The 17807-nt window shown below is 36.3% G+C and carries 10 protein-coding genes and 1 riboswitch; all 10 genes read left to right on the top strand.

The window, feature by feature from the left end; genetic code table 11:
* Nucleotides 1-3 precede the first annotated feature (3 nt).
* A riboswitch (SAM riboswitch) is annotated at nt 4-127 on the top strand.
* A 139-nt stretch (nt 128-266) separates the two neighbouring features.
* The 10 genes from HM987_RS01940 to HM987_RS01895 all read left to right on the top strand — a co-directional run bounded on the left by HM987_RS01940 (nt 267) and on the right by HM987_RS01895 (nt 17790).
* On the top strand, nt 267-1565 hold the full coding sequence (locus HM987_RS01940) for an O-acetylhomoserine aminocarboxypropyltransferase/cysteine synthase family protein (protein ID WP_179004731.1): 1299 nt from the start codon (nt 267-269) through the stop codon (nt 1563-1565).
* Between the two features lie 107 nt (nt 1566-1672).
* A complete protein-coding gene (locus HM987_RS01935; protein WP_179004729.1) occupies nt 1673-2680 on the top strand; it encodes an alpha/beta fold hydrolase in 1008 nt (335 codons plus the stop codon).
* A 118-nt stretch (nt 2681-2798) separates the two neighbouring features.
* Nucleotides 2799-4253 (top strand): membrane dipeptidase, encoded by a 1455-nt coding sequence (locus tag HM987_RS01930; RefSeq protein WP_179004727.1) that lies wholly within the window; start codon nt 2799-2801, stop codon nt 4251-4253.
* A gap of 354 nt (nt 4254-4607) precedes the next feature.
* Nucleotides 4608-9704: a translocation/assembly module TamB domain-containing protein gene (locus HM987_RS01925; RefSeq protein WP_229724561.1), complete on the top strand. Its 5097-nt coding sequence runs from the start codon at nt 4608-4610 to the stop codon at nt 9702-9704.
* Between the two features lie 3 nt (nt 9705-9707).
* Nucleotides 9708-12008, top strand: coding sequence for a translocation and assembly module lipoprotein TamL (gene tamL, locus HM987_RS01920; protein WP_179004725.1), 2301 nt, complete (start codon nt 9708-9710; stop codon nt 12006-12008).
* Between the two features lie 176 nt (nt 12009-12184).
* A complete protein-coding gene (locus HM987_RS01915) occupies nt 12185-12658 on the top strand; it encodes a nucleoside deaminase (RefSeq protein WP_179004723.1) in 474 nt (157 codons plus the stop codon).
* A gap of 36 nt (nt 12659-12694) precedes the next feature.
* The gene (locus HM987_RS01910; RefSeq protein ID WP_179004721.1) at nt 12695-13387 is read left to right on the top strand and encodes a hypothetical protein; all 693 of its coding nucleotides are present in this window, start codon (nt 12695-12697) and stop codon (nt 13385-13387) included.
* 47 nt (nt 13388-13434) lie between these two features.
* Nucleotides 13435-14847, top strand: a complete 1413-nt coding sequence (locus tag HM987_RS01905) for an FAD binding domain-containing protein (protein WP_179004719.1) — start codon at nt 13435-13437, stop codon at nt 14845-14847.
* Entirely contained in the window at nt 14840-17167 is a 2328-nt protein-coding gene (locus HM987_RS01900; RefSeq protein WP_218645605.1) for a xanthine dehydrogenase molybdopterin binding subunit, read from the top strand. The genes HM987_RS01905 and HM987_RS01900 overlap by 8 nt, the downstream gene beginning before the upstream one ends.
* Before the next feature lie 101 nt (nt 17168-17268).
* Nucleotides 17269-17790, top strand: coding sequence for a hypothetical protein (locus HM987_RS01895; protein ID WP_218645604.1), 522 nt, complete (start codon nt 17269-17271; stop codon nt 17788-17790).
* Nucleotides 17791-17807: the final 17 nt, after the last annotated feature.

Genomic DNA, 17807 nt, shown 5'->3' with positions numbered 1-17807 from the left:
TAAATGTTATCAAGAAAGGCGGAGAGATAGACTCGATGAAGCCTTAGCAACCCTTAGATTTACTATGAAGGTGCTAAATTCTACTTAATTGTTCGATTCATTAATCGATAGATTGGATAGATAACTCAAGACTAATTACCCATCTGTAATTAGCATTTTCTTTATAACATTTTTCTAGTATAAACGCCATTAATGGTGTTTCCATTCATGGAATTTTATTTCATCATTGGTTTGACTTAATTATTATTAACTCAAAAACAAGAAAAATGAGTACACAAAAATTCGCAACACAAGCGTTGCACGCAGGACACGACGTTAGTCAAACAGGAGGAACAAGAGCTGTTCCTATTTACCAAACCACATCTTATGTTTTCGATGATTCGGATGATGCCGCAGGACGATTCAATTTATCGGTTCCAGGATTTATTTACACACGTTTAAATAATCCAACAAACGATATTCTAGAACAGCGATTAGCAGCATTGGAAGGCGGCATTGGAGCCGTTGCAACAGCTTCCGGAACCGCAGCCATCTCAACAACATTGTTGACACTTCTACGTGCTGGAGACCATATTGTGGCTTCAAGTAGTTTGTACGGAGGAACCTACAATTTATTGAGTGTTACACTGCCAAGACACGGTATCACAACTACATTTGTGGATGCCTCTGAACCAGAAAATTTTGAAAAAGCCGCTCAGGAAAATACAAGAGCCATTTTTGTTGAATCTTTAGGAAACCCTAAACTCGATGTTTTAGATTTAGAGGCGATTTCAAAAGCAGCAAAAGCACACAAAGTTCCTTTAATTGTAGACAATACAGTGGCGACGCCTTCGCTTTTGAATCCAATTGAATATGGCGCTAATATTGTCATTCATTCTTTGACCAAGTACATCAATGGTAACGGAACGTCTTTAGGCGGAATTATTATTGACGCCGGAACTTTCGATTGGACCAACGGTAAATTCCCAGAATTCACAGAACCTTCTGCAGGTTATCATGGTTTAGTATATAGCGAAGTCATTGGACCTGCTGCCTTTATTGCAAAAATTAGAATTGAAGGCTTACGTGATTATGGTGGCGCATTGAGTCCGTTTAACGCATTCCAAATTATTCAAGGGTTGGAGACTTTAGAATTACGTATTCAAAAACATAGTGAAAACGCATTGGAATTAGCGAAATGGCTGCAAGCACAACCCGAAGTGAAATGGGTCAATTACCCTGGTCTAGAATCTAGTAAATATAATTCCCTTGCGAAGAAGTACTTGCCAAAAGGGCAAAGTGGCATCGTTACCTTCGGATATGAAGGCGGTTATGAGGCTGCAAAAACCATCGCAGATACCACCAAAATATTTTCTCTATTAGCCAATATTGGTGATACAAAATCATTGATTATTCATCCTGCAAGCACCACGCATCAACAATTAAGTGATGACGCTCAAGAAACGACTGGAGTGACCAAGGATTTAATTAGATTATCTGTTGGCCTAGAGAATATTGAGGACTTAAAAGCAGATTTAAAAGAAGCATTTGCGGCTGTAAAACAGAAGCAAGCACTTCAAAATTAGTTTTTACGACGACTGTTAATTCTAAAAAACAGATATCTCTTTCTTAGAGGTATCTGTTTAATCACTTAAAAATTTAAAAGGATTCTCGCCTTCATGGGGACTAAAAGATGGGAAAATTAAATTATATACATATATCAGATTTTAATACCGAATCAGGAAAGACTTATACTATAAATCTATCTTATCAAACCTTTGGAAAAGTACTGCATAATGCTCCTATTGTCTTGGTAAACCACGCTCTTACCGCTAATTCCAATATCATTGGAGAGCATGGCTGGTGGAATGATTTAATTGGCCCAAACAAATGTATAGATACGGATTCATATACTATTTTAGCATTCAATATTCCAGGGAATGGCTACGACACTAAAGCTGAAAATTTAATCGAAAACTACAAAGATTTCACGGCTCGAGATATCGCTAAATTGTTTGCCTTGGGACTGGAGCAATTAAGAATAGAGCAGCTTTTTGCGGTCATTGGTGGATCTGTTGGAGGTGGTATTGCATGGGAACTGGCGGCATTAAAACCTCATCTTATTGAACATTTAATTCCAATAGCTACGGATTGGAAATCTACGGATTGGTTGATTGCTAATTGCCATATTCAAGATGCAATTCTCAATCATTCTAGTGACCCATTAGCAGATGCGAGGATGCATGCCATGACCTTATATCGTACGCCAGAATCATTGAAGCAGAAGTTTGAAAGAACTAAAAGAAGTAATGACCTTTTCAATATTGAATCTTGGTTAAATTACCATGGTAACACGTTGACTAATCGTTTTAACCTATCGGCTTATAAAATGATGAATCAAATTTTACGCACTATTGATATTACCGCAGGACGAGGTGACTTTTTAGACGTCGCTTCAAAAATTGAATCCGATATTCATATTATCACCATTAATTCAGACTTGTTTTTTAAAGCGGAAGAAAACTGGAATAGTTTTGTAGAATTAAAGAGTAGAAAAGAAAATGTCAATATCCATGAGATAAAGTCCATTCATGGCCATGATGCATTTTTAATTGAATTTGATCAGTTAGAGCGTTTCCTTAAACCTATTTTTAAGATAAAAGTAAAAACTTCTGAAAATTCAGATAAACAAGTCGCGTAATTAAATCAGATTCCTAGCCATAGATGCATTAGACGCTTAATTCTCAATAATTTATCAGTTGACTTCTACTAATTCTAGCAAATAAAAGCTATCTTGTTATCATTATAATGAGCTAATTATGAGCAAGTCATATATAGATTTACATTGCCATCCGGCTTTAAAACCTTTTGGAAAAAGTTTTAAATACCAACCACCAAAACAGAATAATCTCGATAGTGGTCGTAAAAATTCCATTTGGCATTACAGTCCGCCAAATTACCTAGAAAAGCATGTCAATCTTTTACTCACGCTCACAAAATTCACGCAGACCGATCTCACGGCTTTAGCAAAAACAAATTGCAACATTGTGGTCATTTCATTATATCCTTTTGAAAAACATTTTTTAAAGGATAAAATGTTAGGCTTTAAATTCATTCCTGATCTCTTAGTGAATTTAGCTGCAGGAGTCAGTCAGAAACGTATCGATAATTTAAGAAATCACTCTAGTTATTTTCAAGATTTGAATGATGAGTATAATTATTATATGCAACTTAATAATATGGCTCAGATTGTAGATGATATAACATTTACTTATCGTTTAGTCAGCAACTATTCTGAAATTCAAACCAATATAGAAACCTCTACGGACAAAAGAAGAATAATCAGCTTAGTACCAACCATAGAAGGCGCTCATGCTTTTGAAACTGGAATGGACAAAGATAAAGACACAGCCGATGAAGCCACCGTTTTGCAACATATTGAAATGGTAAAAAACTGGGAACACAAACCGTTTTTTATCACTTTAGCGCATCATTTCTATAATGAAATTTGTGGTCATGCCAGAAGCATCAGTATAGGATTAATTAAGAAAGAACAAAATCGTGGCCTCAATACAGATGTTACTGAATTAGGCTTTAAAGTTATAGACAAACTTTTGGATAACTCGGAAAACAAACGCATTCTTATCGACGTAAAACACATGAGCACCGCATCTCGAAAAACCTATTACAACTTATTGAAAACCAAATATGCTTCTGAAAATATTCCGATTATTGTCAGCCATGGTGCCGTAAATGGTAAGCGTTCTATCGAAGAATGGAACAATTCCGACTCCGACCTCAGCGATAATTTCAGTGATATCGACATCAACTTATATGATTCTGAACTTGTACGCATTGCAAAATCCAAAGGTATTTTTGGGTTACAATTAGACGAGCGACGTGTTGGTAGTAAAAAAGCGATTAGAAGCTCACGCACTTACTGGCCCAGCAAGAAAAGACGCTATAGAAACAAATCTCAATTAATCTGGAACCAACTGCAGCACATGGCAGAAATTCTGGATAAACATAATTTATTCTGCTGGGAAACCATGGCAATCGGTTCAGATTTTGATGGCATTGTTAATCCTATAAAAGGACTTTGGACTGCTGAAAATATTGAAGATATCAAACCTTATCTCATCGAAAAAGCTAAAAATTATCTTCAATCCAATGCTTCAAAATTACAGCCTCAAAATCAAATTTCGGCTACGGAAATTATCGACCGTCTATTATTTATCAATGCTGATGAATTTTTGAAACGAAATTTTATTTGAAAATATTGGTTTCTATTAACTCGTTTTTTAACTACAATTTTTCATCCATACTAGCAAACGATTGTTAGAAACAAAAAATCGCGCTAAAGCGATTTAGTCAGAGCCAAATTTGTGTCTTTAGGCATACAAAATCGCTAAAAACAATTGAGCAAGTTTTTCTAGCGTGCCTTTAGGTACGCCATATATTCTACCTAAAGGCACAAATTTCAACTGTTATCGTTCGGTTTTATGAAAATGTTGTCCCAAAAGGGACAAAAAAAACACCTCGACTTTAGTTAAAATATTGGACTGTGAGCGTTAATATTAATAGCAATCAAGACAATTATAATACATTTGTCCGTTTATATTTGAAAATTGGACAATACCGAAAACATAAAGACCAAAACCCCTAAAAAACGAAACTATCGTTGGTTGCGCAGAACTTTACGCGTGTTACTGGGAATTCTTGTGTTTTTATTTTTGGTCATTCTTTTCGTCAGAAGTCCGTGGGGACAAGGCATCATTGTGGACAAAGTTGTAAAATATGTCTCCGATAAAACCAACACCAAAGTTGACATAGAAAAACTCTTTATTACATTTGATGGCGATGTACAACTCGACGGCCTTTATTTAGAAGACAAAAAAGGTGACACTTTGGTCTATTCCAAATCCCTTGAAGCCAACATTCCACTTTGGAAAATGATTAGAGGCGAAGCCGTTGGTGTCGATGCTCTTGATTGGGATGGTTTGCGTGCCAATATTATTCGAAAAGATTCCATCCAAGGCTACAATTTTCAGTTTTTAATAGATGCTTTTGCAGCAACAGACAGCACAGCTGTTGCTACAGATACAACTTCCGCACCTCTAAACCTTGTTCTTGGCAACTTAAACTTCAATAACTTTGATATCGTTTTTGATGATGCTGTTGCAGGAATTGATTCTAGATTTAAAATCGGTAAGCTGGAAGCGGATATGGAAACCACCAATATCGAAGCGATGATTTTTGAGGCTTCGACCATTGAACTTAGTAATGCCAACATCAAATTCATTCAAAAACCTGTTGCGCTTGATACGACAGCTTCAGACGTACCTTTGCCAAAATTAGCGTTTGAAAATTTAGCTTTAAACAACGTGGTCGCTTATTACGAATCCCAACCCGACCGAATCATCGCAGATGTTGACATTTCGGAGTTCGCGACAGAAGCTCCTCTTATAAATGTGGAAGCTAGTGATTTCAACCTTAAAAACATAACTCTCAAAAATTCTAGAATCAGCTTAACGACTGAAGCCGAAATCAATGGTCTTACTCAAAAAATAGAAGAAACCAAAGACGACGCCAAAAAGGACATTGAAATCTTTGAATGGCCTCAAATAAAAGTAAATATTGCCGAAATAGATTTTAAAAACAATCAGTTTAATTATCGTGTCGGCAATGCAGCACCGCAAAAAGATGTTTTTAACCCAAATGCTATTGCGCTTTCAAATTTAACGCTTCAAGCTAAAGACGTTCTATTAGAAGATAAAAAAGCAACATTCAATTTAGAGCAACTGAATTTTAATGAAATTTCAGGATTTAATCTCAAGCAATTGGCAGTTAATTTTAAGGCTACAGACCAAAATATGGTTTTAGATGATTTGAAATTCCAACTGAATAACAATGCCATTTCGGGTGATGCAAAATTAGATTACCAGTCCCTTTCGCAATTAATTGAAACACCCGAAACTACCAAAGTAAAATTGAATTTACCAGCGTTTCGTTTGTCATTGTCAGATCTCTTCAAGTTTCAACCCGATTTAAAAAATAACGAATATGTCAAAAAACTAAGCGAAAAACCGTTTAAAGGACATCTCAATGCCTCAGGAACTTTAGCGTCCATAAATCTAACAAATACTGAAGTCAATTGGGGAAAATCAACTCAAATTTCGGCTTCAGGATCCATTCAAAATGTAACCAATCCTGAAACACTTCAATTTAATATTCCACAGTTTTCTGCAAACACAAGACGTTCGGATTTAATTCAGTTTGTAAGTGAAAAAGATCTAGGAGTCAGCTTACCTAATGACGTTGAACTCACAGGTAACTTCAACGGAAGTCCAACAGATATTTCCGCAAAAGCAAAACTGACAACTACTCAAGGTCTGGCCACTATAGATGGGAATTTCAAAAATGAAAATAGCATTGCTTACGACGCTTCGATTACCATTGAAGATTATAAAGTCAACGAATTGCTTAACAACCCTCAATTTGGAGAATTAAGTTTAACCATTGATTCGGAAGGAAACGGAAAAACTATTAACACTTTGGATGCCTCTTTGGATGCGACCGTTTCAAAATTCCAACTTAATGATTATGCTATAAAAGACCTTAATATCAAAGGCAATTTAAAAAATGGCAGAGGTAATGTGATTTCAAAATACAAAGACGACAACCTAAATGTAAATCTAGATGCTTTTGTGGTTCTCGATTCAATTGCACCAGAAGCCACGTTAGAGTTGAATGTCATTGGCGCAAATCTACAAGCACTTGGACTCATGGGTCGCAACGTAAAAACCGGCATGAATATTTACGCAGATTTTAAAGGCAATAGCAAAAGTTATGACCTGTCTGCAATTATTGATGATGGTGTTGTAGTATATGATAACAGAACCTATTTGTTGGGCTCACTAAAGGCTTTGGCCCATGTTAGAGCAGACACGTCATCGGTGTCCTTGAGCAATAAAATGATTGATTTAGACTTAAAGTCAAATGCCGATCCTGTAACTTTTAGCAACGCTTTAAAACGGCATGTGTCCAGTTATTTTTATCGCGATGAGAAAATTCCGGATTCTATTACCAAATTCGTCAATCTAAAACTTGAAGGAAGCGTTTCAGAATCGCCCTTACTGAACGATGTATTTTTAGTAAACGTAAAAGATTTGGACACTATTGATATTTCCATAGATTTTAACGAAAAAGCTAGAAAATTAAAAGCCAATATTACCGCACCACATATAAATTACAGTGGCAATGAACTCGATAGCTTAGCGTTTTCCATGAATACGGATAAGGACAATTTCAAATTCAATCTTGGTTTTGAAAACATAAGCGCCGGACCTTTAGAAATTCCTAAAACCGTCATTACCGGAAATCAGACCAATAACGAATTGTCATTAAATTTTTTAGGCTATCACAATGATGAAAAACTGATGAACGTCAATACAAAAATCACAGGAAATCGTGAACGTTTGCAATTTTCAGTTAATCCCGATAGTTTAATCTTGAATAAGGAAAAATGGATGATTCCAGGTTCCAATGAAATTGTTTTTGTGGACAAAAATCTAGAATTCACGGATTTTAAAATCACTAAAAACAATCAATCCATTGAAATTACAGATAAATTACCCAATTTCACAAAGCAACATATCGCTATAGAGTTTGGGAATTTTGAAATTAACGAGGTCTTCAATTATTTAAATCCAGAAACTGAAATAGCATCAGGGCAACTCAACGGTAATTTCATTCTCGAAGATCCTTTTGCAAATACAGGTCTTGTTGCAGATTTAAGTATTGAACAATTCAATGTGCTCAACACAGACTTAGGCGTATTGAGCATCAATGGAAACTCTCTTGGAGCAGGTAGTTATGCATTTAATGCAGGATTAAAAGGTGGTGATATCGATTTTGATTTGGTTGGTGATTATATGGTTAGTAATAATACAGCCAATCTCGATTTGAATTTAGACATCAACACGTTTAAAATGAAAGCCCTCAATACCCTATCATTAGGTGAAATAAAAGAGACAGACGGAAGTTTTTCTGGTGCCTTTAAAGTTACAGGCACCACTACTGATCCACAATATAATGGTTCAATAACTTTTGATAATGCGGGTTTCAATATCGCTAAACTGAATACAAAATTCAAGATGGCCAATGAAACCCTTAACATTGATAACGACGGCCTGTCTATGTCCAATTTTACCATAAGCGACGAAAACAATAATGACTTGGTTTTGTCTGGAGACATAGGCACTGAAAGTTTTATAAATCCAACATTTGATTTAGAGGTTCAGGCAAACAATTTCCAAGTGCTGAATGCCACACAAGAAGATAATGAAGAATTCTACGGAAAAGTGACCTTTGATGCCAATGCCACTCTTACTGGTGATTTACAAATTCCAAAATTGAGCGCTAAAATGACTTTAGGTTCAGAAACTGATCTTACTTATGTATTGCCATCAAGCCTTGCCAGTATTGAGGAACGCGATGGTGTTGTTGCTTTTGTGAATCGTGAAAATCCAGATGCCATTCTTACACAAACCGAAGAACAAACAGCGACTATAAAAGGTTTTGATATTTCAACTCAAATTAAAGTTGGTAAAGAAGCGGCAGTAACCATTATTATTGATGAAGAAACCGGTGATAATTTCAGGGTTTCAGGTGAGGGCGATTTTATATTTACAATGGCACCCAACGGACGTATCACATTAAGTGGTGGTTATGAAATATCAGATGGCCATTACGAACTTAACCTTTATAATCTGGTCAATAGAAAATTTTTGATTGCGCCCGGAAGTCGCGTGACATGGTCTGGAGATCCATTTGATGCGAAATTGGATGTCCGCGCCATTTACAATTTAGAAACTTCGGCTTCTGCACTTATGGCGCCTCAAATTTCTGGAGCAGATCCATCTGTGAAAAGTAAATACAGACAAGTACTACCTTTTAAAGTATATCTAAATATTGATGGCGAATTATTACAACCTCAAATCTCGTTTGCTTTAGATATGCCTGAAGAAGAACAAGGTGCCATTGGTGGACAAGTTTACGGTAGGGTTCAACAAGTAAATCAACAAGAAGGTGAACTTAATCGACAAGTCTTTTCATTATTGGTGCTCAACCGTTTTTACCCAGAACCTGGAAGCGATGGAAGTACAGGTGGCTTCGCAACCATTGCTAGGGATAACCTAAACGATGCCGTTTCTGAACAACTCAATGCCTTTTCAGATAAAATATTAGGCAACACAGGTATTGAGCTCGATTTTGGTCTTGATAGCTACACAGACTATCAAGGAAATTCCCCAACCAACCGAACACAATTGGATGTTGCGGCCCAAAAGAAACTTTTTAATGATAGATTAACGGTAAGAGTGGGTAGTGAAGTAGATATTGAAGGCAGTGGGTCAGCAGAAGAAGAGACACCATTAATTGGTAATGTGAGTTTAGAATACACCCTTTCCGAGGATGGCAGATACCGACTGAAAGGTTTTAGAAAAAGTGAATTTGAAAACGTAATTGATGGACAAACTATTGTAAGTGGAATAGCCCTTATTTTTACACAGGAATTCAACCAATTTAACGAACTTTGGGATGCCATTTTCCGTGCTCAAACTCAAAAGAAAGAAAAACTGGAAGCCGATAAAAAAGCGGCTGAGGAAAAACTAAAAGCCAAAGCGGAGGCCACAGATAAAAGCATTGAACAGAAAAAGAATTAAAACTTGAACTTAAAAACAAAATATATAATCCTTATTGCCCTATTAGGCCTGTTTTTATACTCGTGCAGTGTTAGAAAATACGTTCCTGAAGACGAACGTTTGTATACTGGCGCTACGATTGAGATTGATGCCGATTCCACAGTTCAGAATGTTCAAGATTTAAAAAACGAACTAGAGACAGTTCTGCGACCTGAGCCAAATACCAAATTCTTGGGCATGCGACCAGGTTTGTATTTTTATTACAAAAATCAAAAAGAGAAACCAGGATTTATTAACCGATGGTTATACAAACAAGTCGGTGAAAAACCAGTGTATCAATCAGATGTGGAAACTTTTGAAGTTGAAGAGATTTTACGCAACAGGTTAGAAAACAATGGCTTTTTTTACAGTACGGCAAGTTCCTCATTCGAAGAAAAAGAAATAGAAGCGTCTGCGACTTATAATTTAATAGTCCCTAAACCGTATACGATTGCAAGCTTCCAATTGGATTCGATGCCACAACCAATTGAGAATGATGTGCAAAAAGTAACAGACAGTTCTGCTTTTCAAAAGACAAAGCGTTTCGATTTGTCCAACATGAAACTGGAACGCCAACGTATAGATTCAGAATTAAAGAAAAGGGGTTATTACAATCTTAATCCAGATTTTTTCATTTTTGAAGCGGACACCAATCAATACAAGAACAAGCGGTTCGATTTGTTCTTGAAGTTAAAAGCCGAAGTACCTAAAAAAGCACTAGTGCCTTATATTATTAAACAGGTCAATATATATCCAAATCATGACCTACAAGATTCCACAAAAGCAACTGCGGAACGTTTTAATGAGAAAAATTATATTCAGGATTCGTTATTTTTCAAGCCAAAATATCTCGATAAGTTTATTACTTTAGAAGAAGAAGAATTTTATAATCCGCAAACTTCAAAAAACACAGCGAGACGTTTATCGAGCATTGGTGCTTATAAATATGTGAACATTCAATATAAAGAAATCGATTCGGCCTTAACGGATAGTTTAGGGGCTTTGGAAGCCAATATTTTCTTATCACCATTGACCAAACGCGCTCTGAGGACGGAACTACAAGCAGTTACAAAATCCAACAATTTTACAGGTCCAAATTTGGCATTGACCTATAGCAACAGAAACCTTTTTAAAGGTGGTGAGACACTTAACCTTAGTGCCAATGTTGGTTACGAAACACAATTTGGAAGTGGAGAAAACGCCGGATTGAGCAGCTTGGAAGTAGGACTGAAAGGCGAACTCATTTTTCCAAGGGTAATTTCGCCTTTTAAAATCAACGATGATTTTTTTGAGTATTCAATTCCCAAGACCAAGACCAGTTTGGGCGTTACATTCTTAAACCGAAGCAAATTATATTCCCTACTTTCCGGAAATGCACTTTTTGGCTATGTCTGGAATGCCAACCGTTACATCACTTATGAGCTCAACCCAATTTCGGTTAACTATACAAGCTTATCGAATACAACTGAAGAGTTTCAGGAAATTTTAGATGACAATCCCTTTTTACAGCGCAGTTTTGACCAACAATTCATTTCAGGGTTAACATTTTCATTTACTTATAATGGCATGGTCGATGCCAAAGACCCTAACCAGTTTTACGTAAATTCCACTTTAGATGTGGCAGGAAACTCAATCAGCCTTTTTGGACAAGAAAAAAACGCAGGAGAACCCAAGGAGTTTTTAGGCTTAGAATATGCCCAATATGCCAAAGCGGATATTGATGCCAGATTTCATCTGAATTTCGGAAAAAACAGAGAACAAACCATAGCGACAAGACTATTTGCTGGTTATGGGTTGGCTTATGGTAATTCTGATGTGATTCCGTTTGTAAAGCAATATTTTTCTGGCGGACCTTATAGCGTGAGAGCTTTCAGGATTCGTTCATTGGGACCAGGAACTTACGATGAGGATGCCGATCCAGATAGTGATGGAACGTTTTTTGACCAAACCGGAAACATACGACTAGAAGCCAATATAGAATACCGCTTTCCAATTTTTTCGTTTTTTAAAGGCGCTGTTTTTGCTGACGCAGGAAATGTTTGGAACTCCGTAGCAAATCCGACCTTTGAGGAGCAGGATGGTACTGCACCAGATAAATTTACATCCAATTTTATAAACGAACTAGGCATGGGAGCAGGTTTTGGATTACGAGTGGATGTTCAAGGTTTCGTCATTCGGTTTGATTTGGCGGCGCCTTTTCATGATCCATCATTACCCGAAGGACAACGCTGGGAATTTAAAGCTGATGAACCTGTGCTGAACTTTGCCATTGGATATTCGTTTTAATATCGCCTGTATGGTTGAGCATTGATTGAAATAAAACATATTTTATTGAAAGCACCTTGCAAGGCAAGTCAACACCTATTTATGCAACAAACTTTTCAAATAGACTAACCCTTTTATTTTGATTGAATTTAATACCTTTATTGAAATCAAAATTTAAAAATAGACACTAATTATACATGACAGAAAAAGAAAAATTCATGCAAGAAGCAGTTAATGCTGCACTAAAAGGAATGAACAATAACGAAGGTGGTCCATTTGGTTGCGTGATTGTAAAGGACGGTAAAATTGTTGGACGAGGCAATAACAAAGTCACCTCAACCAACGATCCCACTGCACATGGTGAGGTCATGGCAATCCGTGATGCCTGTAAAAATCTCAATAGCTTTCAATTAGATGGATGTGAGTTATATACATCGTGCGAACCTTGCCCTATGTGTTTGGGAGCCATATATTGGTCTAGAGTAGATAAGGTTTATTATGGAAGTACCCAAGTTGATGCCGCCAATATTGGCTTCGATGATCAATTTATTTATGATGAAATTCCTTTGCCGTATGCAGAGCGAAAAATTCCGTTTTTACAATTGGCACATGATATTGCTTTGAAGCCTTTTCAAGAATGGAGTAAGAAGTTGGATAGGACTGAGTATTGAATTACCATAACTTTAAGCAACTAAAAAAAACATTCTGTGAAAAAACGAAAAGTGATATTATTTCTCTTAGTCTTGATGATGATTAGTTCTTGTGGAATCGCTAAAACTCATCACAAAAATCAGCTTATAAATTTTGAAGACAATACTATTACTTCGCAAATTCTTACACTTGATGGTTACTATTATGCTGAACTGGAAAGAGATGTACTAAACACATCTGATAATATTAAATCTGACGTAATAAAGTATTTGTCCGTTTTTTTTATTTATAAAGATGGTTTCGTAGTTCATATTGATGAAATTAATGGACTCTCCAATTATTATTGTGCTGAAAAAGAATTAAAAGAAAACACCTATGAAAATGCACATGAAGTAATCGAATTAATGCTGCAATCACAAAATTCAGAAGAAAAGAGAATAAAGCGTATATGTGATTTCAACCCAAACGATATAAGCAACAAAGGTTTAGCCGAAATAGAAAAAGATAGTTTAAAAATACAGTATTATAGAATGGAAGGTCAGAGTCCAAGACCCGATTCTTTTAACTCTTACTATTTGTACGAACTAAACGGAATTATTAAGTCTGACACAAGTTTTATGGTAAAGAGTAAAACTGCATTTAGAGAAAATAAAACTAAAATTGAAAACATTACATACAAATTTAAACAAACTGATAAAAAGCCGAAAATTGATAATTTTTTCAAAAAAAATAAAAAGCAATTTCGATAACCTTAACTTTTTAGGCTAAAATCTTTAGAAAAAATAAATTTTAACCATTGATAACCTTCATCCTAAACAACAGAACTATAAAAACACCAGAAAATTCTGGAATGACCTTATTGGATTTTGTACGTTACCAACAACGTCTTACAGGAACCAAAATAGGTTGTCGTGAAGGCGATTGTGGTGCTTGTACAGTTTTAGTGGGCACATTAAAAGCGAACGGAATTATAGAATATCAAAGCATTACTTCTTGTATTTCGCCATTGGGAAATGCACATGGCAAACATATTGTGACCGTTGAAGGCACCAATTTAAAAAACAAATTAACCACAGCACAGGAAGCCATGAAAGCCAACTACGCCACACAATGCGGATTTTGCACTCCAGGTTTCGTGGTCGCTCTAACTGGCTTTGCCTTATCAAATTCTGAAAAGAATTACAGCAATGCTCTAGATGCCATTAGCGGAAATATTTGTAGATGTACAGGCTATAAATCGATTGAAAGAGCAGCGCATCAGGTGGTTGAAAAATTGGAAGGTAAAAAGGCAGAGTCCTTTAGTTGGTTGATTGACAATGGTTTTATTCCAGAGTATTTTGAAACCATTCCTGAGCGACTGAAAGATTTAGAACGTAAAGATTTACACCAACCCAAAGGACAATATGTTTCTGGTGGAACGGATTTATACGTTCAACAAGCCGATAATCTCATCGATAATTCGGTTCATCTATTAGCTGAAAAAGAGTATTTAAAAGGTATTACAATTGAAAATGAGATTTGCACTATGGGGACAAATTCAACCGTCTCCGATTTATGGAACCATTCTGAATTGAACAACTATTTTCCAAATCTCAAAAAGCATCTAAAGCTAGTGTCTTCAGAGCAAATTAGAAATATGGCTTCCTTTGGTGGCAACTTAGTCAATGCGTCGCCAATTGGCGATATGACGATTTTCTTTTTGGCTTTAAATAGTGACATTATAATTATTGACAAGAACCAAAACGAAAGAACGGTTGCACTTAAAAATTTCTATCAAGATTATAAGACATTCGATTTAAGAGAAGGCGAACTTATCAAAGCTATAAAGTTCAAATTACCAACAAATCAATCCTATTTCAATTTTGAAAAAGTCTGTAAGCGTACTCATTTAGATATTGCCAGTGTCAATTCTGCCATTCATATTTCTATAGAAAATAATACCATTTCGGAAGCACATGTCGCTGTTGGAGGTGTTGCAGCAATTCCGAAGTATTTACATAAAACTTCAAAATTTTTAATAGGGAAATCATTGACTTCTGAAACCATTTTGGAAGCCAATGACAGCCTTCAAAATGAAATTTCACCAATTAGCGATGTTCGTGGTAAAAGCGATTATAAACGTTTGTTGGCAAGACAATTATTCTTCGCCCATTTTACGGAATTATTTCCAGAGCAATTCACTTTAAACCACTTTGTTCAACATGCCTAAAAACAAATCACATAACACGTTGAATTCTGAATTGGATGCGGTTTCAAAATCCCTCAAAAAAAGCATCAAAAACAGGGATTCTTACACGCATGTTCGCGGCGAATCTCTCTATGTTGACGATGTAAATATTAGACAAGGCACCTTTCACGCTGTGGTTTTTGATTCGCCTAAAGCTCATGGAAAAATAAAAAGTATCGATTATTCTAAAGCCGAAGCTTTGGAAGGTGTGCAACGTATTTTTACCTATAAAGATATTCCAGGCAAAAATGAAATTGGTGGCATCATTGCAGATGAACCATTATTTGCAGAAGCCGAAGTCCATTTTTGGGGTATGCCTATTGCTTTGATTGTTGCAGAAACCGAATTTATTGCCAGAAAAGCAAGAGAATTGATAGACATCGACATCGAAGAACTCCCTGTGATTACTACTGCCAAAGATGCCAAGGCCAAAGGCAGTTTAATTAACAAACCACGCTCCTTTTCCTTAGGTGATGCAGAAGAGGCGTTTAAGAATTGCGATTATATTTTTGAAGGCGAAACCTTTTCAAACGGACAGGAACATTTATACATCGAAACACAAGGTGCTTACGCTGAACCGATGGAAAATGGTCATATAAAAATCACCTCGTCAACACAAGGACCAACCGCTGTACAAGCGACTACGGCCAGAGTTTTGGGTGTGGCCATGCACAAAATTGAAGTCGATGTTACACGTCTTGGTGGTGGTTTTGGCGGCAAAGAAGACCAAGCAACACCTTGGGCTGTAATGGCTGCTCTAGCAACGTTTCATCTCAATCAATCCGTAAAATTAGTATTAAACCGTCACGACGATTTACGTATGACAGGTAAACGCCATCCTTATGAAAGCACCTATAAAATCGGCTTATCCAAAGACTTAAAAATATTGGCTTATGAAGCTGAATTTCTACAAAATGCTGGTGCAGCAGCCGACTTGTCTCCTGCCGTTGCTGAGCGAACCTTATTCCACGCCACAAATAGTTACTTTGTTCCCAATGTAAATGTTTCCGTAGCAAGTTGTAAAACCAATTTACCACCGAACACCGCTTTTCGAGGTTTTGGTGGTCCGCAAGGGATGTTCGTTATTGAGTCTGCCATTGCAAAAGCAGCTCATGAAATTGGTGTGACTTCAAGAGACATTCAAGAAGCGAATTTATTGGATGAAAATGACACATTTTCTTATGGACAAATTGCCAAATTGGTAGAAGCAAAAAATTCATGGCATGCGGCTAAAGATTTATTTGATATTGAAACTTTGGAACAAGAGGTTGAAGATTTCAATAACACTAATTCAAGCTTTAAAAAAGGGATTGCTTTTATGCCGATTTGCTTTGGCATTTCATTTACCAACACACCAATGAACCATGCACGTGCATTGGTTCACATTTACTTGGATGGAAGTGTTGGAATCAGCACAGCTGCTGTAGAAATGGGACAAGGCGTTAATACCAAAATGATGCAAATTGCCGCTGATGTATTTTCGATTCCTATTGAAAAAATTAAGATTGAAACGACCAATACCACTCGTGTCGCCAACACCTCGCCTTCTGCGGCTAGTTCTACTGCCGATTTAAATGGAAAAGCGACTTTAAAAGCCTGCAAGGCACTTTTGGAACGCTTAAAAATGGTAGCGAAAGAAGAATTAAAAACTAAAAATGAGGATATCACTTTACGATATGAATTTGTCCATATCAATGATAAAAAATCGGATTTATCTTGGACAGAACTTATCAGTAAAGCCATGCTAAAACGTGTGGCTTTAACTGAAAACGCACACTATGCCACACCAGAAATCCATTTTGATAAAACCAAGGAAAAAGGCCATCCCTTTGCCTATCATGTTTACGGAACTTCTATCATTACAACAACAGTAGATTGCATGCGTGGCACTTATGAATTTGATTCGGTAAAAATAGTTCATGATTATGGTAAAAGTATGAGTGAAGGTATAGATCTGGGTCAGGTTGAAGGGGCTTTGGTTCAAGGGATCGGTTGGATGACGATGGAAGAAATAGCCTATAATGACAACGGGAAATTATTATCCAATGCCTTATCGACCTATAAAATTCCCGATATTTTTTCAGTACCAAAACGTGTAGAAACCTTACCCTTACAAACTAAAGGTCATGACTTGGCCATTTTAAAATCTAAAGCTGTTGGTGAGCCACCATTAATGTATGGTATTGGCGCTTACTTTGCAATTCAGAATGCGATTAAAGCGTTTAATCCTAAATATGATATGAAGTTTCATGCTCCTATGACACCTGAGAAGGTTTTGATGGGATTGTATAAAAGCCCATAATGGACAATTATAAAAAGACAGCTACTAAAATTCGTAGCAATCCTGCAAGGTCTCTTTTTGACCTTGTAGGTATGAAATTATAATCGATACCTACAAGGTTTTTGAAACCTTGCAGGATAACAAACGAACAACTTATCGCACTACACTACAAAAAACAAAACATCATCAAAGGCGCACTTATCTACAGTGCTGGTGATACCATTGCTGCATTCTTATTGGATGAATTTTCAATATATCGATTGTTAGGAATGATGTTCGTTGGTGCCACATTCTATGCCTTTGAAATCCCAAATTATTTCGATTGGATTGTAAAAAAAACCATCCATCTAAAAGGTCTAAAAGCGACATTGGCAAAAACCTTATTAGCTATCGCTTATTTTAATCCACTTTGGATTGCTAGGCATTTATTATTTATTCAATTGTTTTCTGGTGAATTTGGTGATATTAACTTTAGTCTTTTAGAAATTGCTTTTTGGTCATTTTTAGTTAATATTCCTATTTCGTTTTTGGCGAATTATATCATTCAAAATCGATTTAAGATTAAATGGCGTTTTTTGGGATCTGCTATCTTTTCCGCGATTATGGCTATTTATTATGCTTTGAGTGAGGTGATTTTTAGTTAAATTTGACTTTGAACAAA

Origin of the sequence: Winogradskyella forsetii (assembly GCF_013394595.1) — a bacterium.
Taxonomy (GTDB): domain Bacteria; phylum Bacteroidota; class Bacteroidia; order Flavobacteriales; family Flavobacteriaceae; genus Winogradskyella; species Winogradskyella forsetii.
The sequence above is the reverse complement of the archived record's forward strand: the minus strand, read 5'-3'. Positions and strand labels throughout refer to the sequence as shown.

Bases quoted from the DNA above. Each gene is read 5' to 3' on its own strand.
- HM987_RS01940 (WP_179004731.1), top strand. From the start codon at position 267: ATGAGTACACAAAAATTCGCAACACAAGCGTTGCACGCAGGACACGAC.
- HM987_RS01935 (WP_179004729.1), top strand. From the start codon at position 1,673: ATGGGAAAATTAAATTATATACATATATCAGATTTTAATACCGAATCA.
- HM987_RS01930 (WP_179004727.1), top strand. From the start codon at position 2,799: ATGAGCAAGTCATATATAGATTTACATTGCCATCCGGCTTTAAAACCT.
- HM987_RS01915 (WP_179004723.1), top strand. From the start codon at position 12,185: ATGACAGAAAAAGAAAAATTCATGCAAGAAGCAGTTAATGCTGCACTA.
- HM987_RS01900 (WP_218645605.1), top strand. From the start codon at position 14,840: ATGCCTAAAAACAAATCACATAACACGTTGAATTCTGAATTGGATGCG.